A 22,590-nucleotide genomic window follows, 5' to 3' on the forward strand; every position below is an offset into this window, starting at 1 on the left:
CGGCGCCCCGTCGGGAACCAAACGCCCTGCTCGTCCGTAAGGATGAGCAGGGCGGTTCCTTTCCGACTCCGCCGACTGCTCCGATACTCGTTTACTCGTTTACTCGATTACTCGATTACTCAACTGATTGACCCTCGCCCACGACAACTCGGACGACTTACCTGGGGGAGCCCATGGACCAGGCGCCTGGCAGCCGGCAGGACGACGCGCAGAGCGGCCTGCCCGTCTGCTACCGGCACCCCGACCGGGAGACCGGCATTCGCTGCACCCGCTGCGAGCGCCCGATCTGCCCGGAGTGCATGGTCAGCGCCTCCGTCGGTTTCCAGTGCCCCAGCTGCGTCCGTGAGGGTTCCGGTACGGGCCACGCGCCCAGTGCCTCGCGGCCCCGCACGCTCGCGGGAGGCGTCGTCACCGCCGATCCCCGTCTGCTCACCAAGATCCTCATCGGGATCAACGTGGCGGTCTTCCTCGCCGTACAGGTGCGGTCCTCGCTGCTGGACAGCCTGATGCTGATCGGCCAGTGGCCGCCTGCCCCCTTCAACCCGACGGAGGGCGTGGCCGAGGGCGAGTGGTACCGCATGGTCACCTCGATGTTCACGCACGAGGCTCCCTGGCACCTCGCCTTCAACATGCTGAGCCTGTGGTGGCTCGGCGGCCCGTTGGAACAGGCGCTCGGCCGGGCCCGCTATCTGTCGCTCTACCTGGTGTCCGGTCTCGCGGGCAGCGCTCTGAGCTATCTGCTCGCCTCGCCGGGTACCGCGATGCTGGGCGCCTCCGGCGCGATCTTCGGTCTGTTCGGTGCGACGGCCGTCCTCATGCGCCGGCTGCGGCAGGACATGCGGCCGATCATCGCCCTGCTGGTGATCAACCTGGTCATCACCTTCGGGTGGAGCGGTATCTCCTGGCAGGCGCACATCGGCGGTCTGGTCGCCGGTGTCGTGATGGGGATCGGCATGGTCCACGCCCCCCGCGAGCGCCGGGCCCTCGTCCAGTTCGGGACCTGCGCGTTGATGCTGGCCGTCGTCGTGGTGGTAACGCTTCTGAGGACCGCCCAGCTCACCTGAGCGTGCTGTTGTCCACAGTCTGTGTCGAATCTTGTGCACAACGTGCGGGAACAGCTGTGCCCCCTGCCTTCGACCTGCGTTTGCACAGGTCAGACAGGGGGCGAACACTCATTCGAGTGAGGGTGGCGGCCGGTAATTACGTCACACCGGCGTCAACCTCCGATGAGTTATCCACAGATCGTCTTTCTTTTCCCCATCATGTGGAAAACCGCTGTGGATAACTCAGGGGATTGCCCTGGGCAGAGCTACTCGCCCCGCCCCGGCCCCGCTGCCGCGACCGCTACTTCCACTGCGTGGAGACGCCGAATCCGGCCGCGATGAACCCGAAGCCGACGACGATGTTCCAGTTGTCCAGCTTGTCGATGGGCAGCGAGCCGTCCGTGACGTAGAAGACGACGATCCAGGCGAGTCCGACGAGGAACATGGCCAGCATCACCGGCGCGACCCAGGCACGGCTGTTCAGCTTGATGGCGGTCGCCTGCTTCGCCGGGGGCGGCGTGTAGTCGGCCTTCTTGCGGATACGTGACTTCGGCACGAGGGTCTCTCCTGTCGATGCGCTGCGTGGCCGCGCAGGTGCTGGATCGGGCTCGGGGGCTGCGTGCCAGGGGACTGAAGGGCTCCCCCGGGCGTCCGTTAGCGTAGTGCTTCTACGGCGCCGAAGGAGATAAGGGTACGTTGAGCAATTCTGCCGACTCCCCCGGGACGGGTACAACGGGTTCCGACCCCGAGTCCGCCGGCGACTCCTCCGCCTCCGACCGGCGGGGCGGCTTCCGGCCCGTACGGGTGCTCACCGTGGGGGTCTTCGCCCTCGCCGGCCTCCTCTTCTTCACCAGTTTCAACACGGCCAAGGGCACCAACATCCGCACGGACGCCTCCCTGCTGAAGCTGTCCGACCTCATCCAGGAGCGCAGCCAGAAGAACGGCGAGCTGGACGAGACGAACGGCGTCCTGCGCGACGACGTGGAGTCGCTGGCCGAAGCCGACGACGGCAGCACCCAGGCCCAGGACGACAAGCTCGCGGGCCTGGAGAAGGACGCCGGGACCCAGAAGGTCAAGGGCGAGGCCATCACGGTCACCCTCAACGACGCCCCGCCGAACGCCACCGCCAAGCTCCCCGGCTACCCGGAGCCGCAGCCCGACTACCTGGTCATCCACCAGCAGGACCTGCAGGCCGTCGTGAACGCGCTCTGGCAGGGCGGCGCCCAGGGCATCAAGGTCATGGACCAGCGGCTGATCTCCACCAGCGCCGTGCGCTGTGTCGGCAACACCCTGATCCTCCAGGGCCGCGTCTACTCACCGCCGTACAAGATCCAGGCGGTCGGCGACCCGGAGAAGCTTCAGCAGGCGCTCGCCGAGGCCCCGGCGATCCAGAACTACATGGTCTACGTGAACGTCTACGGCCTCGGCTGGAAAGTCACCGAGGACGGGGCGGTGACTCTGCCCGGCTACTCCGGCACAGTGGATCTGCACTACGCCAAGCCTGTGGAGTAGTGGAGCAGCGGCCGCCGGGGGGCGCCTGTGTCGGTGCGGGTGATCGTCAGGACGTTCAGCGAGCTGTGCATCACCGCCGGCACCGTCATCGTCCTCTTCGTCGTCTACGTACTGTTCTGGACCGGCGTACAGGCCGACCGTGTCATGGGCGACCAGATCGACGAGCTCCACGACCAGTGGGCACAGGGGACCGTGGCCCCCACCCCAGGCGCGAGCGCCACCGCGCGGCCGGCGCCGTACCGCGTCGGCAGGCCCTTCGCGGTGATGTACATCCCGCGTCTTGGTTTCACGTGGAACAAGCCGGTGCTGGAAGGCACGGCGACCGGCACCCTGAAGAAGGGGCTGGGGCACTACGCGGGCGGCGCGCGGCTCGGGCAGACCGGTAATTTCTCCGTCGCGGGTCACCGCCGTACTTATGGCGACCCTTTCAAGGATTTTCCCGAGCTCAGGCGTGGGGACGCGGTGGTCCTGACGGACGGGACGACCTGGTTCACCTATCGGATCGACAAAGGGCCTTACAAAACCGTGCCCTCGGACGTCGAGGTGATCGACGCTGTGCCACGTAAGTCGGGGTATACGCGTCCGGGCCGGTACCTGACGTTGACCACGTGTGATCCGGAATGGGGGCACAGTCACCGGCTGATCGTCTGGGCGCACCTTGACTCCACACAGCCCGTGGAGGCAGGCGAACCGAAGGCCCTGCGCCGTTAGTCTGGTGGCGTACGGCGTGAGTCAGGTGCCGTGATGCGACGGAAGGGACGGCATGTACGGCTGGATCTGGCGGCATCTGCCGGGAAACGCGTGGGTCAAGGCGCTGATCTCGATCATGCTGGTCGTGGCCGTGGTGTACGCGCTGTTCCAGTACGTCTTCCCGTGGGCCGAACCGCTGCTTCCCTTCAACGATGTGACGGTGGACAACCAGTGAGCGCGCGCATTCTCGTCGTCGACAACTACGACAGCTTCGTCTTCAACCTGGTCCAGTACCTGTACCAGCTGGGCGCCGAGTGCGAGGTCCTGCGCAACGACGAGGTCTCCACGGCCCATGCCCAGGACGGCTTCGACGGTGTGCTGCTCTCCCCCGGGCCGGGTACGCCCGAGGAGGCCGGCGTCTGCATCGAGATGGTCCGGCACTGCGCGGCCACCGGTGTCCCCGTCTTCGGGGTCTGCCTGGGCATGCAGTCGATGCAGGTGGCGTACGGCGGTGTCGTGGACCGGGCGCCGGAGCTGCTGCACGGCAAGACCTCGCTGGTGGAGCACGAGGGCCGGGGCGTGTTCGCCGGCCTGCCGACCCCCTTCACGGCGACCCGCTACCACTCGCTGGCCGCCGAGCCGGCCACGGTTCCGGCCGCACTCGAGGTCACGGCCCGTACGCACGACGGAATCATCATGGGCCTGCGCCACCGTGAACTGCCTGTCGAGGGCGTCCAGTTCCACCCCGAGTCGGTGCTGACCGAGCACGGGCACCGGATGCTGGCCAACTGGCTGGTGGAGTGCGGCGACCAGGGCGCGGTGGCGAGGTCGGCGGGGCTCGCCCCGGTGGTGGGCAGGGCCTCGGCGTGACCGCGCTGCGCCCCGAGCGCGAGGACTCCTACGGCACCGCGCCGTACGAGTCGTTCGGCGGTGATGCCTACGGAGCCGGTTCCTACGCCGGGGAGCCGTACCAGCCGCCGATCGACGAGGAGACGGTGGCGCTGCGGATCCCGCCGGCGTCCCTGTTCGGCGGCGACCCCGTATCCGCTTCTGGCGCCTCGGCGGCCTCTCCCGCCCCTGGAACCCCGGCGGGCGGTCGTGCGGCCCGCAGAAAGGCCGCCAAGGGCCGTCACGGCCGTCATGGGGGCTCGGGTGAGGTCTCCGAGTCGTACAACGGGGCGGACGCGCCCGCGCAGGACGAGCGGTCGCTGTCACGCGTCGAGGCGCGTCGGCGGCAGCGGGCCCGTAAGCCGAGTGCCGCCGTGGTCGCCAGCCGGGCGGTCGGCGAGGTGTTCATCACCACGGGCGTGCTGATGCTGCTCTTCGTCACCTACCAGCTGTGGTGGACGAACGTGCGGGCGCACGCGCAGGCGGACAAGGAGGCCAGCAGCCTTCAGGACGACTGGGCGAACGGCAAGGGTGCCCCCGGGGTGTTCTCGCCGGGTCAGGGCTTCGCCATCCTGCACATCCCGAAGCTGGACGTGGTGGTGCCGATCGCGGAGGGCGTCAGCAACAAGAAGGTGCTCGACAAGGGCATGGTCGGGCACTACGGCGAGAGCCCGCTGGAGACGGCGATGCCCGACGCGAAGACCGGCAACTTCGGGCTCGCGGGTCACCGCAACACGCACGGCGAGCCGTTCCGCTACATCAACAGGCTGCAGGCGGGCGACGACATCGTCGTCGAGACGCAGGACGAGTACTTCGTCTACAAGATGGCGTCCTCGCTGCCGGTGACCGCGCCCAGCAACACGGGCGTCCTCGACCCCGTGCCGGCGGAGTCCGGATTCACCGGGCCTGGCCGGTACATCACCCTCACCACCTGCACCCCGGAGTTCACCAGCAAGTACCGCCTGATCGTCTGGGGCAAGATGGTCGAGGAACGGCCGCGCAGCAAGGGAAAGCCGGATGCGCTCGTCGAGTAGGCGTGCAGTCGAGTAGGGGCAGATGAACGTGGCAGCGACCACCGGCGACACCGAGCACGAAGAGCACGCGCGCGTGGACGCGTCCGATCCCGCGCCGCGGCGCCGCGGTGGCGGCCGGATCGCGTTCGCGGTCAGCGTCTTCGGCGAACTCCTCATCACGGCCGGCCTGGTGCTCGGCCTCTTCGTCGTCTACTCCCTGTGGTGGACGAACGTGGTGGCCGACCGGCACGCGGACCGGCAGGGCGACAAGGTGCGCGACAACTGGGCCCGGCAGGACACCGGTCCCGGGGCGCTCGACACCAAGGACGGCATCGGCTTCCTGCACGTGCCCGCGATGAGGAACGGCGAGGTGCTGGTCGAGAAGGGCACCTCGTCGAAGATCCTCAACGACGGCGTCGCCGGCTACTACACCGATCCCTTCAAGGCCGCTCTTCCGACGAGCGGCAAGGAGGGCAACTTCACGCTCGCCGCCCATCGTGACGGCCACGGCGCGAAGTTCCACAACATCGACAAGCTGGAGGAGGGCGACCCGATCGTCTTCGAGACGAAGGACGACTGGTACGTCTACAAGGTGTACGCGGTCCTCCCCGAGACCTCGAAGTACAACGTGGAGGTCCTCGGCCGGATCCCCAAGGAGTCCGGCAAGAAGAAGGCCGGCCACTACATCACCCTGACGACCTGTACGCCGGTGTACACGAGCCGGTACCGGTACGTGGTGTGGGGGGAGTTGGTGCGCGTGGAGAAGGTGGACGCGGACCGGACGCCGCCGAGGGAACTGGGCTGAAGTGACACAGAGCCCTTCTTCAAGGGCTCTGTCACCTAGCATGACGATGGCCCGAAGCCGCAACTTGTCTTTGCGGCTTCGGGTCTTCTGCCCGCTCCTGGCTATTCGAGAACCGTCAGGGCCGCCCCGGCGCTCCACTCCTCCAGAAGACCACGGTGGACGGCGGTGATGCCGGTCTCGGCGGCGATGTTGAGGGCATCACGGGTGAAGGGGCAGGTCGCCACGAACAGGGCGACCTCGCAGTCGTGCAGGACCCTCGCTGCCCCGAGGAACTTCTGGAGCTCGGGGCTGGTGATGGAGAGGTGCGGCGCGAACCTCTTGCACTGGACGACGAGGCGTCGCCCGTGAGCCGTGAGGGCGGTGATGTCGATCCTGCGGTCCCTTCCGCCGCCCTGCACGACGACGTTTGTGCAGCCGTCGCGGCGCAGCAGGGTGGCGATGTGCTCCTCGAACTCGCGTCCGTTCATGGCGTCCATGGCAGCCATGACTCCGGCGAGGGGCCGATCCGCACGGGGGCCTTCCAGCCTCTGCAGCCGGGCGTGGTGCTGCCGGAGCCGCTTCTCGACCCGCTGGACGCCTGCTCGGAGGGCGATCAGCTCCCGCTGATGCTCGCCGGCTGTTTCGATCAGGGTGTTGAACATGGGTACGACGGTCTGGCCGAGGATGTGGGTGATGCGGTGGTCGATGCGGTCGTCGAGGGACCCGGAGTGCGAGGGGACCGGGTTGTCCCCGGGTTGCGTCCGTGCCCGGTACTCCATGTCGAGGAGGTAGGTGCGCACCTGACGGGCGACTTCACTGTCACGCAGGAGCATCGCGACGTTGAGGACCGAGCGACGGGAGTAGAGAGTGAGGCTGGACCGAGGCTGTGGATGACCTCCCGGATAGCGTGACAGGACGTCACGCTTAAATTCTGCGAGGTCAGGGCCTCGCAGGGTCAGCATCCCGTTGTCCGACAGCTCGTCGTGGTGTCGTGCTTTGAGCTGGCGGATGGCCTCGGCGGTGACGCCGAAGTACGCCGCCACCATCGCCGTGGTCACATGCATCCCGTCCGGCAGCAGGGACAGTGCCTTCACCCTGTCGAGTACGTCGGTGCGTTCGAGCACGCCGTCGCGCAGGCTTTTGGATTCCAGCAGTGCCGATTCGTTGATCACGTCTGCCCCTCTGTTCTGGTCGGGCCGTGTGGCCGGGGCAGAGCTGTGACATGACACCCCACCCCAATCGATCAACAAGTCAGCCGATATGAAGACACGATCGTTCTGCGAGCGTGGGTTCGGTCGAGCGCAGCAAAGGCGTGGGCCCCACCGGACGCATCCGGTGGGGCCCACGCTCTTGTCCTGTGCGGTCAGGGTCGACCGCGTGCAGTCGGCCGCAGTGCGGTCAACCGCTGGTGCCGCCGAAGAAGTTGACGCCGCCGTTGTTGCCGCCGTTGTTGTTGTCGCCGTTCTTGAAGGCGACCAGGTTGACCGTCTGCCCCTTGTTGACGGTGCTGCCGGGGGCCGGGTCCGAGCTGATGACCTGGGCGTCGTCGTCCGAGTTGCCGGTGATGTTGCCGACGTTCAGACCCGCGTCCTGGAGCGCTTTCTTGGCGTCCTTGACGCTCATGCCCTGGAGGTTGGACGGGACCTGGGTCTGGGTGCTCTTGCCGATCTGGATCTGGACCGTGGAACCCTTGTCGGCCTGGGAGCCGATCGCCGGGACGGTCTGGATGACCTTGCCGACCTGGTTCTGGTCCTGGGTGTCGACCTCGACGCAGTTGCCCTTGAGGTCGTTCTGCTCCATCTGGGCCTTGGCGTCGTCACAGCTCTTGTTGGAGACGTCCGGGACCGTGGACTTCTCCTCGGCCTTGGCGATGGTGAGGGTGATGGTGGTGCCCTTCTCCACCTCCTTGCCGAGCTTCAGGCTCTGCTCCAGGACGGTGCCCTCCTGCTCGGTGGACACCTGCTCCTTGGTCTCGACGACGAGCCCGTACTGGTCACCCTCCAGAAGCGCCTTGGCGTCTTCCAGGCTCTTGCCGAGAACGCTCGGCACGGCCACCTTCGGCGCCCCGGTCGACACGACGAGGTTGACGGTGGAGTCCTTGTCGACCTTGGTCCCGGCGTCGGGGTCCTGGTCGCAGATCTTGCCCTTGGGCTGGTCCTCGCAGGCCTTCTGGGTGACGGTGCCCAGCTTGAGGTCGCTGTTGGTCAGCTGTTTCTGCGCGTCTGCCTGGGCCTGGCCGAGCAGGTTGGGCACCGCCACCGACTCGTTGTTCACGCCGCCGCTGAACACCCACTTGCCGATCAGTACCGCGCCGACGAGCACCAGCACCGCGGCGACGACCAGCAGGATCGTCGAGGCGTTGGACTTCTTCTGGCGGCGCCGGTCGGGGCGGTCGTCGTAGCCGTAGCCGCCGTCGTCCGGGTTCATGGGCGGCAGCATCGACGTGGCGCCGGCGTCCGCGGAGCGCATGGCGGTGGTCGCCTGGTCGTCGCCGTAGCCGCCGTAGCCGACCGAGCCCATGGCCGCCGTCGCGCCGACCGGCTGGCCGTCGAGACAGGCCTCGATGTCCAGGCGCATCTCGTCGGCGGACTGGTAGCGGTAGTTGGGGTCCTTGACCAGCGCCTTCAGGACGATGGCGTCCATCTCGGGGGTGATCTCGGGGTCGAAGACGCTCGGGGGCTGCGGCTCCTCGCGGACGTGCTGGTAGGCCACGGCCACCGGGGAGTCCCCGACGAACGGCGGGCGGACCGTCAGCAGCTCGTAGAGCAGACAGCCCGACGAGTACAGGTCGGAGCGCGCGTCGACCTGCTCGCCCTTGGCCTGCTCCGGCGAGAGGTACTGGGCGGTGCCGATGACCGCGGACGTCTGGGTCATCGTCATCCCGGAGTCGCCCATGGCGCGGGCGATGCCGAAGTCCATGACCTTGACCTGGCCGTTGCGCGTCAGCATGACGTTCGCGGGCTTGATGTCGCGGTGGACGATGCCGGCTCTGTGCGAGTACTCCAGGGCCTGGAGGATGCCGATGGTCATCTCCAGCGTCCGCTCCGGCAGCAGCTTGCGGCCGGAGTGGAGCAGCTCTCGGAGTGTGGAGCCGTCGACGTACTCCATGACGATGTACGGGATCGAGACCCCGTCGATGTAGTCCTCGCCCGTGTCGTAGACCGCGACGATCGCGGGGTGGTTGAGCGAGGCGGCAGACTGGGCTTCCCGGCGGAACCGGGCCTGGAAGGAAGGGTCGCGCGCGAGGTCCGCGCGCAGCGTCTTCACCGCCACGGTGCGGCCGAGGCGGGTGTCATGCGCGAGATAGACCTCGGCCATGCCACCACGGCCGAGCACATGGCCCAGCTCGTACCGGCCGCCGAGGCGACGCGGCTCTTCCATAGCTACCTACCAGCCCTCTCCGTCGGTCCCGACCGGCACACGTGTGCGGCCGGAGGCTACCGTCCGGGCATACCGTACCCGGACGGCGCTGTGTGACCTGGCCAAGCCCGTCACCCGATACAGGACCGGTATCGCAACGTGCACCGATGTGTAGGCGACGTGATGGGGGTCACTTCTTGCTGTCGATGACTGCCTTCATCACGTCCCTTGCGATCGGGCCGGCGAGACCGCCGCCGGTGATGTCGCCGCGGTCGGCGGCGCCGTCCTCGACGACGACGGCGACGGCCACCGGCGCGCTGCCGTCGGACAGCTTCGCGTAGGAGATGAACCAGGCGTACGGCTTCTCGCTGTTGTTGAGGCCGTGCTGGGCGGTACCGGTCTTGCCGCCGACGGTGACGCCGTCGATCTTGGCCTTGCCGCCGGTGCCCTGCGGGTCGTTGACGACCGTCTCCATCATTTCCTGGAGGGCCTGCGCCGTCTTGGACGAGACGGCCTGGGACAGCTGCTGGGGCTCGGTCGTCTCCAGGGTGTCCAGGTTGGGGGCCTTGAGCTGGTCGACCATGTACGGCTTCATCAGCTTGCCGTCGTTGGCGACCGCCGAGGCGACCATGGCCATCTGGAGCGGGGTGGCCGCGTTGGAACCCTGGCCGATGCCGTCGAGGGCGTTCTGCGGCGGGTTGTCCTCGGGGTAGGTGGACTTGGCGGCCCGTACCGGGGTGTCCAGCTCGGTTTCGTTGAAGCCGAACTTCTCCGCCTGCTCGATCATCTTCTCGTTGCCGACGTTGTCGGCCATCTTCGCGAAGACGGTGTTGCAGGACACCATGAGCGCGTAGCGCAGCGTGGCGTTCTTGCAGTCTCCGTGCTCGTTGGTGAGCTTGTTCGTGGACTGCGGCAGCGGGAACGGGTCCGGGGTGTCGGTCTTGTCGTCGACGCCGGAGACCTCGCCGTTCTCCAGCGCGGCGGCGGCCGTGACCACCTTGAACGTGGAGCCGGGCGGGTAGGTCTCGCGCAGCGCGCGGTTGAGCATCGGGTCGTCGGCGTCGTTCTTCTTCTGGACGGCGTTCCACGCCTCCTGGTCCGTGTCGGAGGACCCGGCGAACTTCGACGGGTCGTACGACGGGGTGGAGACCAGCGCGAGGATCTTGCCGGTGGACGGTTCGATCGCGGCGACCGCGCCCTTCTTGTCGCCCAGGCCCTTGTAGGCGGCCTTCTGCGCGGCGGCGTTGAGGGTGGTGACGACGCTGCCGCCCTCCTTCTCCTTGCCCGTGATCATGTCCAGGGTGTTGCGGAAGAAGAGCCGGTCGTCGTTGCCGCTGAGGATGCCGTCCTCGAGCTTCTCCAGCTGGTTGGCGCCGAAGGCCTGCGAGGAGTAGCCGGTGACCGGCGCCCACATCGCGCCGTTGGACCAGGTGCGCTTGTACTTGTAGTCGCCGGTGGTCTCGACCGAGCCGGTGATGGCTTTGCCTTCGACGATGATGTCGCCGCGCGGGGTGGAGTAGCGCGTGATGTTGACGCGGCGGTTCTTGGTGTCGCTGGCGAGGGTGTCCGCCTTGACGTACTGCAGGTAGTTGTCGCGCAGCAGCAGGGTGAGGACCAGGAGGCCGCAGAAGATCGCGATCCGGCGCAGGGGCTTGTTCATGACGGGCGGACCACCTGGGTCATCTCGGCGTCGGGGTTCGAGGCGGGGGCGGGCGCGGGGCGGCGCGCGGTGTCGCTGATGCGGATCAGGATGCCGATCAGTGCCCAGTTGGCGATGACGGAGGAACCGCCGTAGGCGAGGAAGGGCATCGTCATACCGGTGAGCGGGATGAGGCCCATCACACCGCCGGCGACGACGAACACCTGGAGGGCGAAGGCGCCGGAGAGGCCGATGGCCAGCAGCTTGCCGAACGGGTCGCGGGCGGCCAGCGCGGTGCGCACGCCGCGCTCGACGATCAGGCCGTACAGCAGCAGCAGCGCCATGATGCCGGCCAGGCCGAGTTCCTCGCCGAAGGTGGCGAGGATGAAGTCGGAGTTGGCGGCGAACTTGATCAGCTCGGAGTGGCCCTGGCCCCAGCCGGTGCCGAGGGTGCCGCCGGAGCCGAACGCCCACAGGGCCTGCATGGCCTGCTCGGAGTGGCCGGCGACGCCGTCCTGGGAGAGCGTGTACTCCTTCATCGGGTCGAGCCAGGCCTGGACGCGCTGCTGGACGTGGCTCTCGAACTGGGCCACGCCGACCGCGCCGGCCGCGGACATCAGCATGCCGAAGACGATCCAGCTGGTCCGCTCGGTGGCGACGTACAGCATGATGACGAACATTCCGAAGAACAGCAGCGAGGTGCCGAGGTCCGTCTCGAAGACCAGGATCAGGATCGAGATGATCCAGACGACGATGATCGGGCCGAGGTCGCGGCCGCGCGGCAGGTACAGGCCGAGGACGCGGCGGCTGGCCAGGGCGAGCGCGTCGCGCTTCACCATCAGGTAGCCGGCGAAGAAGATCGCCAGCACGATCTTGGCGAACTCACCGGGCTGGATGGAGAAACCGGCCACCGAGATCCAGATCTTGGCGCCGTAGATGTTCTGCCCGAGGCCCGGCACGAGCGGGAGCAGCAGCAGGAAGATCGCGCCGACCATGGAGATGTAGGTGTAGCGCTGCAGGACGCGGTGGTCCTTGAGGAAGACCAGCACGACGACGAACAGTGCGATGCCCATCGCCGTGTACAGCAGTTGCCGTGGCGCGGCGGTACCGGCCTGTTCGATCCGTTGCAACAGCTTGGACTGGTCGAGCCGCCAGATGGCGACGAGCCCGAGCCCGTTCAGCAGTGTGGCCACCGGCAGCAGCAGCGGGTCCGCGTACGGCGCGAACTTGCGCACGACGAGGTGTGCGACGCCGGCCAGCAGGCCGAGGCCGAGGCCGTAGCTCAGGAGGCCGGACGGCACCTCCTCGTTGATGGCGAGGCCCACGTTGGCGTAGGCGAAGACCGGGATGGCGACGGCGAACACCAGCAGCGCGAGCTCGGTGTTGCGCCGGCTCGGTGTACCGATCGAGCCGATCGTGGACGTGTGGTGCGTCGGCGAGTTGGTAGTACTGCTCATCGTGTGACGGGGCCTCTCACGGCTTGCCTACTGCTCACCGCACCGCGAGACGACCTTCTGCTCTTCCTCCGAAAGGCTGGGGCCGGGGGTGGGAGTAGTGGTCGCGGGTGCGGACGGGGACGCGGTTGCCGAGGGGCTCGGCGATGCCTTGGACGTGACGGAGGCGGGCGTGGTTCCCGTGGTGCCGCCGGTCTGGCCCTCGCCGGTCTTCGAACCGGTCTTGCTCGCCGTGGGGGTCTCGGCGTGCTTCTTGCATGCGGAGGCCTGGACGGCCAGCTCGTCGATCTTCTTCTGGGCGGTGGACAGGTTGCCCTCGGCGATCGTCGCCTCGACCAGCTTCTGCTGGTAGTCCGGGAGGTACTTGAGTTCGATCTCGGGGTGGTCCTTCTCCACCTTCGACAGCGACACCCATGCCAGGTCCTGGCTGATGCCCCGGTACAGCGCGACGTGCTCGTCTTTGGTGCCGACGTAGTACTGCGTCTGCGTCCAGCGCCAGCCGCCGTACAGGCCGCCGCCGATCACGGCGAGCGCGAGCACGCTGTAGAAGGATCTCTTCAGCCACCTGCGGCCCTTGCGGGGCTTGACGAAGTCCTCGTCGGTGTAGTCGCCGAAGCCGTCGGTGGGGATGAAACCGGTGATGTCGCCGCCGGAGCCGGGCGGGCCGAACTCGCCGCCTCCGCCGCGCCCTTGCTGCCTGCGGCCGAGGCCGGAGGCGCGCCCTGCCGGGGTCTGCATGATGCCGTTGTCGTGCAGTTGGAGCTGGTTCTCGGCAACCGCGCCGACCACGACCGGGACGTCGGAGAGCTGCCCGGCGAGGGTGTCGCCGGTGTCCAGGTCGAGGACGTCGGCGACGATGACCGTGATGTTGTCGGGGCCGCCGCCGCGCAGCGCGAGCTGGATCAGCTCCTGCACGGTCTCCTGGGGGCCCTGGTAGCTGGCGAGGGTGTCCTCGAGCGTCTGGTGCGAGACGACGCCGGACAGGCCGTCGGAGCAGATCAGGTAGCGGTCGCCGGCCCGGACCTCGCGGATCGACAGGTCCGGCTCGACATGTTCACCGCTGCCCAACGCCCGCATCAGCAGCGACCGCTGGGGGTGGGTGGTGGCCTCTTCCTCGGTGATGCGGCCCTCGTCGACGAGGCGCTGTACCCAGGTGTGGTCCTGCGTGATCTGGGTCAGCACGCCGTCCCGCAGCAGGTACGCGCGCGAGTCGCCGACGTGCACGAGCCCGAGGCGCTGGCCGGTCCACAGCAGGGCGGTCAGGGTGGTCCCCATGCCCTCGAGCTGGGGGTCCTCCTCGACCAGCGAGCGCAGCTGGTCGTTGGCACGCTGGACGGCGGTGCCGAGCGAGGTGAGGACGTCGGAGCCGGGGACGTCGTCGTCCAGGGCGACGATGGTGGAGATGGCCTCGGAGGAGGCGACCTCACCGGCGGCGGCGCCGCCCATGCCGTCGGCGATGGCGAGCAGTCGGGGTCCGGCGTAACCGGAGTCCTCGTTGCCCTCCCGGATCATGCCCTTGTGCGATCCGGCGGCGAAACGCAGAGACAGACTCATGCGCACCTCGCCCGTCGGCCCCGGGTACAGCCGGTCGTGTCGAGCCACACTGCCCACCCTCCGGTCGGGAGCACGCCGGGGCCATGGGTGCCGGCCGCCGCCGCGTGCTCGCTCCGCTCGCACTCACTCATGATGTAGCACTACTTCCGCAGCTCGATGACGGTCTTGCCGATACGGATCGGCGCGCCCAGCGGGATCGGTGTGGGAGTCGTCAGCCGCGATCGGTCGAGGTAGGTGCCGTTGGTGGAGCCCAGGTCCTCGACGATCCACTGGCCGTCGCGGTCCGGGTAGATCCTGGCATGACGGCTGGAGGCGTAGTCGTCGTCCAGCACGATCGTGCTGTCGTGCGCCCGGCCCAGAGTGATGGTCTGGCCCTGGAGCGCGACGGTCGTGCCGGTGAGGGTGCCCTCGGACACGACCAGCTTGGTAGGTGCGTTACGACGCGTGCGGCCGGCTGCGGCGGGCTGCTGGCGCTGCTGCGGGGGCGCCTGCTGGCGCTGTGCCTGCTGCGCGCGGCCTGCCTCCCGGCGCGACCCGCGCTGGGTGACACGCGTACCGAAGAGGTCGCTGCGGATGACCTGCACGGCCACGATGACGAACAGCCACAGTACGGCCAGAAAACCCAGCCGCATGACCGTGAGGGTCAGCTCTGACATTGCCCCCGCTTCACCCTTCGGCTTGCCGGTAAATGATGGTGGTGCTGCCCACGACGATCCGCGAGCCGTCGCGGAGCGTAGCGCGGGTGGTGTGCTGCCCGTCCACCACGATGCCGTTGGTGGAGCCGAGATCCTGGATCGTCGAGGGCGAGCCGGTCCGGATCTCACAGTGCCGGCGCGATACGCCGGGGTCGTCGATCCGTACGTCGGCCTCGGTGCTGCGGCCCATCACCAGCGTCCCGCGGGAGATCTGGTGGCGGGTGCCGTTGATCTCGATCCAGTGTCGGGCACGTGACCCGGGCTGCGGGGCCCCGGCCAGGCCGCCGGCCGCCGCACCGGGGCGCTGGGCGCTCGCGGCGGGCGGATAGCCGTAGCCGCCGGCACGGGCGCCGGGCGGCGGAGCGGAAGGCATGGGCGGAGCGGCGGCGCCGGCTCCGGCTCCGGGATAACCGGGCCCGCCGGGACGCTGTCGGCCGCCCGCGGGCGGCTGCTCCGGCGTCTGGCTGCTGGAGGAGGCGAGCGTACGGCTGCGCACCCGGTACAGGCCCGTGTCGAGGTCGTCCGCCTTCTCCAGGTTGACCTTGATCGGGCCCATGAAGGTGTAGCGCTGCTGCTTGGCGTAGTCGCGCACCATTCCGGCGAGCTCGTCGCCGAGCTGGCCGGAGTAGGGGCTGAGCCGCTCGTAGTCCGGCGTGCTCAGTTCCACGATGAAGTCGTTGGGGACGACGGTCCGGTCCCGGTTCCAGATGGTCGCGTTGTTGTCGCACTCGCGCTGGAGCGCGCCGGCGATCTCCACGGGCTGGACCTCGGACTTGAACACTTTCGCGAAGGTGCCGTTGACCAGACCCTCGAGACGCTGCTCGAACTTCTTCAGGACTCCCATGGGGCACCTCCTCCGTAGTGGCTGCTGTCCCGTGCCGTGCTGCTTACCTGGTACTGCTTACTGATCGTATCCACGCGCCGGTGAATCGGCTGGTTCCCCCTGTCGGCCCCGTCGACGGGTGTCGACGCCCTCTTGCGCACCCGCTTCTGCCCAGGATCGTAGAGGTGGCCGAGGACCAGTGTCCCGCACCTGACTGTGGTCCTCGTCCGGCTCCTGGGGAGACGGCCGCCTTAGGTACGAGGTTGATACGCGAACCAGTCACCGCCGAGACGTACGGGGGCCGCCGACGGCCTCCCACCTGCTCCCTGCCCCCGCAGAAGGGATGTGAACGCACCCTGGACCGCGTGCTAATGTTCTGCGTGTCGGAAGGCGCCAGGCCGAAAGGCCCACAAGCCCGAAGACACACCCAATGCGCGGGTGGCGGAATAGGCAGACGCGCTGGATTCAGGTTCCAGTGCCCGCAAGGGCGTGGGGGTTCAACTCCCCCCTCGCGCACAGCTGAAAGCCCCGCAGGTCTCAGACCTGCGGGGCTTTCGCGTATCCCGAAGGTGTGCTCTCCGGCCCAGGCGTGCGCGGCCAGGCCATGACCGCTCACCGTGTGTGAGGAACATCTCAGGCCTGTGGGCAGTGGCGACCCGGGCGGGCAGCCGGTCGCCGGCGGGGGCGTCATGAGGGTGTAGCGGGCTACACCGCGTTCATCCCGGGTGCGGCCTAGCGTTGGATGTATGGCGCAAACGAGCCCGATGGCGACGACGGTCCGGCGGGCGGGACAAGCCACGGGCCGGCTGTTCGCCTCCGCGCTGATGGCCTTCGGCACGTATCTCTTCGTCACCGTGCTGCTCATCGCCGCCATCGGCACGCTCTTGGTCGTCGGCGCGTGGCTGCTGCCCGAGGCGGTGCTGCTGATCCGCCGGATCGCCGGGGCCGAACGCCGTCAGGTCGCCGGCTGGACGGGCCGCGAGATCCCCGAGGCGTACGAGCCGCTCACCGGCACCCTGCGCGAGCGGCTGCGCACGGCCGTCCGCGATCCGGGTACCCTCGCCGACCTGCGCTGGATGGCCGCCCACTATGTCTATGGCTGGCTGGTGCTGCTCGCGCTGCCGCTGTGGCCGGTGGGTCTGGTCGTCGACGGGGTGTGGTGCGGACTGCTGCGCCGGGACGCGGTCGTCCTGCCGTGGGTCGTCCGCCTCGCCGACGTCGAGGCGCGCTGGTCGGCGGCCCTGCTCGCGCCGTCACCCAAGGCGCGTCTCGCCGCCCGCGTCCGGGCGCTGACCGAGACCCGCGCCGACGCGATCGCCGCGCACGGCGCCGAACTGCGTCGCATCGAACGTGACCTGCACGACGGCGCCCAGGCCCGGCTGGTCGCCCTGTCCATGCGGATCGGGCTCGCCCAGCGGGCCTTCGACCGTGATCCGGACTCCGCGCGCAAGCTCATGGAAGACGCGCAGGACCAGGCCGAACAGGCGCTCACGGAACTGCGGCACGTCGTCCGCGGCATCCATCCGCCGATCCTCACCGACCGCGGCCTCACGGGAGCCGTACGGGCGCTGGCCGCCGGCAGCGGGCTGGAGGTGACGGTGCGGGTGGAGGGACTCCTTGACAGAGGAGGCAGAGGAGGCAGAGGAGGCGGTGGCGGTGGCGGTGGCGGCAACGGTGGTGGTGGCAACGGTGGTGGCGATGGCGACATCGGTGTTGGTGAGACGGCGGGGCCGAGCGGGGGGCCGGGTGGCGCTGCCGGTTCCCGCGGATACCGGGCGCCCGCCGCCGTGGAGGCGGCTGCCTACTTCGCGGTGGCGGAGGCGCTCACGAACGCCGTCAAGCACAGCGGGTCGCCGCGGGTGGCCGTCGAACTGGTGCGGCTGCGGAACGGGCTGCGGGCGGTCGTGCGGGACGAGGGTCTCGGCGGCGCGGACGAGAGTGCGGGGTCCGGCTTGCTGGGGATCCGGCGCCGGGTCGCCGCGCTGGACGGCGTGATGAACGTGGACAGCCCGGCCGGGGGACCGACCACGATCGCTGTGGAGCTGCCCTGTGTGTGGTGAGACCTGCGTGACGTGTCGGATGAGATCGGTGCACGGGGAGCGGTGCCTGGGGCCTGAAGCCTGAAGCCTGGGGCCTGGGGCCTGGGACCTGGGGCGTGGGGCGTGGGTGTGGGGTGTGGGTGTGGGGTGTGGGGTGTGGGGTGTGGGGCCTGGGCGTTTTGGGCCGGCGGGTCGTGTTTCACGTGAAACATTCCCGCTTTAGTGGAGCCGGCCTTGTGGAGCCGGTCTCATGGAGTCGGTCTCATGGAGCCGCTGTCGTGAAGCTGTTGTCTTCGGCGAGGGCTTGCGCCGGGCGGGCTGTCTCGCAGGGGTGGACGAGGGGTTTTCCACAGGCGGGAGGTTGTCCACAGGGGCTGCCGCCGTCCCGTCGTCGGGCTGTACGGTCGGCACGAGTTGATGTTCGGCTCGTCGAGCCGACGGACGTACGTGTGCGGGGGAGGCGGTCATGGTGACCGAGGCCGGTGGTGCGGGGACAGAGATGGGCGGGGCACACAGGCTTCCCCGCGTGCGGGGCTTCGCCGAGTGGCCCACCGGGCGCCCCGCCGCGGGACCGGAAGCGGGTGCGGCCTCGGGGGCGTCCCGGCCGGGTTCTCCCAAGGAGGCGGGCAAGGCTCTGCGTGGCCGGGTGTCCCGGTCGGCACACGCCGTGTTCGACCTGGACCCCTCCCGGCCGGACGCGGTGGCGGCGGTCGAGGAGTCCAGCCGGGGCCGCATTCCGGAGCTGGCCCCGATCCGGGTCGGCCGGATGGCGGCGACGCCGTTCGCGTTCCTGCGGGGCTCGGCCGGACTCATGGCGTACGACCTGGCCCGGACCGCCATGACCGGGATCCGCGCCCAGATCTGCGGTGACGCCCACGCCGCGAACTTCGGTCTGTACGGCGACGCGCGGGGCGGCCTGGTCATCGACCTGAACGACTTCGACGAGACCGTCGACGGTCCCTGGGAATGGGACCTCAAGCGTCTCGCCGCCTCTCTGGTGCTCGCGGGCCGCGAGGCCGGCGCGGACGAGGACACCTGCCGCCGGGCGGCGCACGGCGCGGCCGGCTCCTACCGCCGCACCATGCGGCTTCTGGCGAAGCTTCCCGTGCTGGACGCGTGGAACGCCATCGCCGACGAGGAACTGGTCTCCCACACCGACGCGCACGACCTGCTGGGCACCCTGGAGCGGGTCTCGGAGAAGGCGCGGGCCAACACCAGTGGGCGGTTCGCGGCGAAGTCGACCGAGCCGACGGAGGACGGCGGCCGCCGCTTCGTCGACGCGGCGCCGGTGCTGCGCCGCGTCCCGGACGCGGAGGCCCACGCGGTGGCCGCATCCCTGGAGCACTACCTGACCACCCTGTCCGAGGACCGCCACCCGCTGCTGGCCCGTCACGCGGTCCACGACGTCGCCTTCCGGATCGTCGGCACGGGCAGCGTGGGGACGAGGTCGTATGTGGTGCTGCTGCTCGATCACCGGGGCGAGCCGCTGATCCTCCAGGTGAAGGAGGCCCGCGCCTCGGCCCTGGTCCCGCATCTGCTGAGCGCCGGCTTCGAGGTGCCGGAGGTGGAGCACGAGGGACGCCGGGTGGTCATCGGCCAGAAGCGCATGCAGGTGGTCAGCGACATTCTGCTGGGCTGGACGACGGTCGACGGACTCCCCTTCCAGGTAAGGCAGTTCCGCAACCGCAAGGGCAGCGTGGACCCCGCCGCGCTCGCCGCCGACCAGGTCGACGACTACGGACGGATGACCGGCGCGCTCCTCGCCCGCGCCCACTCCCACAGCGCAGACCCCCGCCTCATCGCCGGCTACTGCGGCAAGAACGAGGAACTCGACGAGGCGATCGCCACCTTCGCCGTCGCCTACGCCGACCGCACCGAGGCGGACCACTCGGACCTGATGGCGGCGGTACGGGCGGGGCGGATCCCGGCGGAGACGGGCGTGTGAGGCGCGGCCGGACAGAGTCGGAGCTGGGGGAGACCCGGCAGGGGCAGACCGTGCAGGGGCAGGGGCAGGGGCAGGGGCAGGGGCAGACCGGGCAAGGCGAGACCGGGCAACGCGAGACCGGGCAGGGCGACCCCTGCGGGATCGTCGGCCGGGTGGGTTCGGCGGAGCGTTGGCCTAGGCTGGTCGGGTGACGACCCCCGAAGCTGAGCAGCCCCGGCCCGAGGCACGGCTGGAGCAGGCCGTGCGGGCTGCCGAGCAGGCGTTGATCGAGTTCGAGATCGCGGTGGAGACCTTCCGCGTCGAGGTCGAGAACTTCTCGCGGCTCCACCATCAGAAACTCGGCCCGATGTACGCCCGCCTCGACGAACTGGACGCCCAGATCGCCGAGGCCAGGGCCGCCCGCACCGGTGATCCCGAGGACAAGCGCAAGGCCGCCGAGGCGCGGGCCAGGGTGATGCCCATGCCCGGGGTCGAGGAACTGTTCCACGGCTGGATGGACGGCGAAGGTCTCTTCCCCGAGGCCGAGGCGATGCTCACGGACCAGTCGGTCCGGCCCCCGCAGCGGGTAAGGCCAAGCGAGGAGGCCCGCAAGCTGTACCGCGAGCTGGCCCGCAAGGCGCACCCGGACCTGGCCCAGGAGGACGCCGAGCGGGCCCGGCGCGAGGAGTTCATCACCCGCGTCAACGCGGCCTACGCCCGTGGCGAGGAAGCCCTGCTGCGCGAGCTGGCCGAGGAGTGGGCGGCCGGTCCGGCACCCGCGGAGCGGAGCCCGAGCCCCAGCGAGGAGCTCTACGCCCGACTCGAGTGGCTCGCCCAGCGCAAGGAGATGCTCGCGCTGGTCGCCCGGGAACTGGAGGACAGCGCGATCGGCTCGATGCTCCGCATGGCTCCGGAGGACCCCGACCGGCTCCTGGACGAGATCGCCGACAAGCTCCTCGCGGACGTCGCCGCCCGCGAGGAGGAGCTGGCCGAGCTGGTGGGCTAGGTGTTCTGTCCCGGGAGGTTGTGGACGGGTGAGCCAGGTCTCGGCTGAGAGATCTTGAACAGGTGAGGGCCTGCCGTTCGGATCACGTCGCAGACGCGGTTCCGCACACCCGTCTGCGACGTTGTCGTCACTCGCCGACTCCCCCCACGCTTCCCCCCAACGCCCGACTGCGCTCGCGCGAGGGACCCCCATCGCGTCGACTGCCTCCTCCGCCTTGCGGGCGCATGCACCCAACCCCGCTCACCGCGTCGACAGGGCATCGCCGGCATCCTGCGGCCTGATCCAAACGACAGGAGCCGGCGGACCGGTCGTGTCGTATGCCCGGTCGGGTAGCGTCGGGCGCATGAGTTTCGGAGCTGGTGTGCCCACGGTCGAGGTCGGCGACCTCAAGGACGACGACTTCCTGCTGGACGTCCGCGAGGACGACGAGTGGCAGGCGGGTCACGCCCAAGGGGCACTGCACATCCCCATCAGCGAGTTCGTCGCCCGCTACGGCGAGCTGACCGAGGCGGCCCCGCAGGACGGTCGGGTCCATGTGATCTGCCGCTCCGGTGGTCGCTCGGCCCAGGTCACCATGTACCTCGTCCAGCAGGGCATCGACGCCGTGAACGTCGACGGCGGCATGCAGATCTGGGCCGCCGCGGGCCGCCCGGTCGTCACGGACGAGGGCAACCCGGGCTCCGTCCTGTAAGCGCCCGGAACGGCCGGTCGTCGGAACGGCCGGTCGTCGGAACGGCCGGTCGTCGGAACGGCCGGTCGTCGGGACGGTAGGTCGTGCGACCGGTAGGTCGGGGGAGCTGCGGACCCGGGGAGCTGCGGATTCTTGGACCGGCGTCGCCTCGTCGGATCGGCGGGTTCGTCTTGCCGGTCAGCCGTCACGTCTCGCCGGGTCGGCCGGTGCGTGGTGCCGGGTCGGCCGTTGTGTCGTGTCGGGGGGCGTCAGCCGAGGGGGTGGGCGGCCAGTAGGTCGCCCAGGGCCTCCTCGTGAGCCGCGGCCGGTCCGAGCGACAGTTCCAGGTGCTTGGCCCAGGCGTGGTAGCGGTGCAGCGGGTAGTCGACGTCTGCGCCGAAGCCCCCGTGCAGATGCTGTGCGGTCTGCACGACCCGCCGTACGCCCTCCGAGGCCCAGATCTTGGCCACGGCGACGTCCCCGGAGGCCGGCAGCGCGCCGGGCGCCCCGGAGGCGATCCGCCATGCGGCCTGCCACAGCGTGACCTCCATCGCGCGCAGGTCGATGTAGCGGTCGGCGGCCTGCACGGCGACGGCCTGGAACGTCGCTATGGGGTGTCCGAACTGCTCACGTTTGCCCGCGTACTCGCCGGTCATCGCCAGGACGCGCTCGCCCAGGCCGAGCGCCTGCGCGCAGGTCCCCGTGGTCAGCAGGGAGCGCAGCCACTCCCAGGCGCCGTCGGCGGTGATGACGTCCCGGTCGGCGATCCTCGCCGATTCGAGGCGTAGTTCGCCGAGCCGCTCGCCGGTGGTGGAGATCTGCTCGGAGAGCACGACTCCTTCGTGCCCACGGGCGACGACGGCGAGGACGCTCCGGTCGTCCCCGGTGCGCGCCGGTACGACGACGAAGTCGGCGTCGTACGCCCACGGCACCATCGTCTGCACCCCGTCCAGCACCCACTCGCCGACGCCCGGCTCCCCCGGGCCGCCCGCCGTGTGTCCGTCACCCGCGCCGGTCGCGCCGGTCGCGCCCGCCGTGTCGGTCGCGCCTGCCGTGTCGTTCTGTCGTGCGGTCACCGCGAGTTCGGCCGGATCGTGGCCGGTGCGGCCGTTCGCGGCGACGCTCAGGACGATCTCGCCCCGGCCGGCCTGTGCGAGCAGGGACGACTTCAACTCCGTTCCGCCGTAGGCCTGTAGGGCGGCCGCGGCCGCGCTGCTCTCCAGCAGCGGTACCCGTGCCAGCACCTTCGACGCCTCGCGCAGCACCAGACAGAGCGCGATCGCGTCTAGGCCGGCCCCGCCGAACTCCTCGTCCAGCAGCAGGCTCAGCAGGTCCGCCGAGGCGAGCCTGGCCCACAGCGAGCGGTCGAAGTCGTCGGCCACGGCGCCCCGGGTGAGCGCGGGGCTCGGCACCGCGTCGGGGGCGACCCCGGCGAACACCCCCCGCGCCGCCTCCGCCGCTGCCTGCTGCTCCTCGGTGAAGGTGAAGTCCACGGC

Annotated in this window: 20 protein-coding genes and 1 tRNA gene; 12 read left to right on the top strand and 9 right to left on the bottom strand. The window is 69.5% G+C overall.

Annotated features, from left to right (window positions below; all coding sequences use genetic code 11):
• Positions 1-173: 173 nt before the first annotated feature.
• On the top strand, positions 174-1,064 hold the full coding sequence (locus QQM72_RS34885; RefSeq protein ID WP_314224802.1) for a rhomboid family intramembrane serine protease: 891 nt from the start codon (positions 174-176) through the stop codon (positions 1,062-1,064).
• A gap of 280 nt (positions 1,065-1,344) precedes the next feature.
• Here QQM72_RS34885 and crgA read toward each other — a convergent pair whose 3' ends face one another.
• On the bottom strand, positions 1,345-1,599 hold the full coding sequence (gene crgA, locus QQM72_RS34890; RefSeq protein WP_314224803.1) for a cell division protein CrgA: 255 nt from the start codon (positions 1,597-1,599) through the stop codon (positions 1,345-1,347).
• A 140-nt stretch (positions 1,600-1,739) separates the two neighbouring features.
• Between crgA and QQM72_RS34895 the strand changes: the two genes are divergently transcribed.
• From QQM72_RS34895 to QQM72_RS34920, 6 genes are read left to right on the top strand one after another with little or no spacing between them, the layout of a single operon-like run.
• A complete protein-coding gene (locus QQM72_RS34895; protein ID WP_314224804.1) occupies positions 1,740-2,555 on the top strand; it encodes a DUF881 domain-containing protein in 816 nt (271 codons plus the stop codon).
• Positions 2,556-2,588: 33 nt separating this feature from the next.
• The gene (locus QQM72_RS34900) at positions 2,589-3,266 is read left to right on the top strand and encodes a class E sortase (RefSeq protein ID WP_314224824.1); all 678 of its coding nucleotides are present in this window, start codon (positions 2,589-2,591) and stop codon (positions 3,264-3,266) included.
• A 52-nt stretch (positions 3,267-3,318) separates the two neighbouring features.
• On the top strand, positions 3,319-3,480 hold the full coding sequence (locus QQM72_RS34905; protein WP_020130626.1) for a hypothetical protein: 162 nt from the start codon (positions 3,319-3,321) through the stop codon (positions 3,478-3,480).
• Positions 3,477-4,115 (top strand): aminodeoxychorismate/anthranilate synthase component II, encoded by a 639-nt coding sequence (locus QQM72_RS34910; protein WP_020130625.1) that lies wholly within the window; start codon positions 3,477-3,479, stop codon positions 4,113-4,115. Before QQM72_RS34905 ends, QQM72_RS34910 begins: the two co-directional genes overlap by 4 nt.
• Positions 4,112-5,167, top strand: a complete 1,056-nt coding sequence (locus tag QQM72_RS34915; protein WP_314224805.1) for a class E sortase — start codon at positions 4,112-4,114, stop codon at positions 5,165-5,167. Before QQM72_RS34910 ends, QQM72_RS34915 begins: the two co-directional genes overlap by 4 nt.
• Before the next feature lie 22 nt (positions 5,168-5,189).
• Positions 5,190-5,951 (top strand): class E sortase, encoded by a 762-nt coding sequence (locus tag QQM72_RS34920; protein ID WP_314224806.1) that lies wholly within the window; start codon positions 5,190-5,192, stop codon positions 5,949-5,951.
• A gap of 101 nt (positions 5,952-6,052) precedes the next feature.
• On the opposite strand, the gene QQM72_RS34925 is transcribed toward QQM72_RS34920, so the two are convergent.
• From QQM72_RS34925 to QQM72_RS34955, 7 genes are all read right to left on the bottom strand, one after another.
• Positions 6,053-7,102 carry a restriction endonuclease gene (locus tag QQM72_RS34925; protein ID WP_314224807.1) on the bottom strand — a complete coding sequence of 350 codons (1,050 nt, stop codon included), beginning with the start codon at positions 7,100-7,102 and terminating at the stop codon, positions 6,053-6,055.
• 226 nt (positions 7,103-7,328) lie between these two features.
• On the bottom strand, positions 7,329-9,311 hold the full coding sequence (pknB, locus tag QQM72_RS34930; protein ID WP_314224808.1) for a Stk1 family PASTA domain-containing Ser/Thr kinase: 1,983 nt from the start codon (positions 9,309-9,311) through the stop codon (positions 7,329-7,331).
• Positions 9,312-9,480: 169 nt separating this feature from the next.
• Positions 9,481-10,950 (bottom strand): peptidoglycan D,D-transpeptidase FtsI family protein, encoded by a 1,470-nt coding sequence (locus QQM72_RS34935; RefSeq protein ID WP_314224809.1) that lies wholly within the window; start codon positions 10,948-10,950, stop codon positions 9,481-9,483.
• Positions 10,947-12,386 carry an FtsW/RodA/SpoVE family cell cycle protein gene (locus QQM72_RS34940; protein ID WP_020130620.1) on the bottom strand — a complete coding sequence of 480 codons (1,440 nt, stop codon included), beginning with the start codon at positions 12,384-12,386 and terminating at the stop codon, positions 10,947-10,949. Before QQM72_RS34940 ends, QQM72_RS34935 begins: the two co-directional genes overlap by 4 nt.
• Positions 12,387-12,413: 27 nt before the next feature.
• Positions 12,414-13,937: a Stp1/IreP family PP2C-type Ser/Thr phosphatase gene (locus QQM72_RS34945; RefSeq protein WP_314224810.1), complete on the bottom strand. Its 1,524-nt coding sequence runs from the start codon at positions 13,935-13,937 to the stop codon at positions 12,414-12,416.
• Positions 13,938-14,077: 140 nt separating this feature from the next.
• A complete protein-coding gene (locus QQM72_RS34950; RefSeq protein ID WP_020130618.1) occupies positions 14,078-14,593 on the bottom strand; it encodes an FHA domain-containing protein FhaB/FipA in 516 nt (171 codons plus the stop codon).
• A 10-nt stretch (positions 14,594-14,603) separates the two neighbouring features.
• Positions 14,604-15,476, bottom strand: a complete 873-nt coding sequence (locus tag QQM72_RS34955) for a DUF3662 and FHA domain-containing protein (protein WP_314224811.1) — start codon at positions 15,474-15,476, stop codon at positions 14,604-14,606.
• Between the two features lie 411 nt (positions 15,477-15,887).
• Here QQM72_RS34955 and QQM72_RS34960 point away from each other — a divergent pair.
• The 5 genes from QQM72_RS34960 to QQM72_RS34980 all read left to right on the top strand — a co-directional run bounded on the left by QQM72_RS34960 (position 15,888) and on the right by QQM72_RS34980 (position 21,115).
• Positions 15,888-15,971: transfer RNA gene (locus tag QQM72_RS34960), tRNA-Leu, on the top strand.
• Positions 15,972-16,219: 248 nt separating this feature from the next.
• Positions 16,220-17,515 (top strand): sensor histidine kinase, encoded by a 1,296-nt coding sequence (locus QQM72_RS34965; protein WP_314224825.1) that lies wholly within the window; start codon positions 16,220-16,222, stop codon positions 17,513-17,515.
• A 445-nt stretch (positions 17,516-17,960) separates the two neighbouring features.
• Complete coding sequence (locus QQM72_RS34970; protein WP_314224812.1) at positions 17,961-19,439, top strand: DUF2252 domain-containing protein; 1,479 nt, start codon at positions 17,961-17,963, stop codon at positions 19,437-19,439.
• A 187-nt stretch (positions 19,440-19,626) separates the two neighbouring features.
• Positions 19,627-20,424, top strand: a complete 798-nt coding sequence (locus tag QQM72_RS34975; protein WP_314224813.1) for a J domain-containing protein — start codon at positions 19,627-19,629, stop codon at positions 20,422-20,424.
• A 361-nt stretch (positions 20,425-20,785) separates the two neighbouring features.
• On the top strand, positions 20,786-21,115 hold the full coding sequence (locus tag QQM72_RS34980) for a rhodanese-like domain-containing protein (protein ID WP_314224826.1): 330 nt from the start codon (positions 20,786-20,788) through the stop codon (positions 21,113-21,115).
• A gap of 248 nt (positions 21,116-21,363) precedes the next feature.
• Here the strand turns inward: QQM72_RS34980 and QQM72_RS34985 are convergent, their stop codons facing one another.
• Complete coding sequence (locus QQM72_RS34985) at positions 21,364-22,587, bottom strand: acyl-CoA dehydrogenase family protein (protein ID WP_314224814.1); 1,224 nt, start codon at positions 22,585-22,587, stop codon at positions 21,364-21,366.
• Positions 22,588-22,590 lie beyond the last annotated feature (3 nt).

It is taken from the genome of Streptomyces zaehneri (assembly GCF_032248645.1).
Classification (GTDB): domain Bacteria; phylum Actinomycetota; class Actinomycetes; order Streptomycetales; family Streptomycetaceae; genus Streptomyces; species Streptomyces coriariae.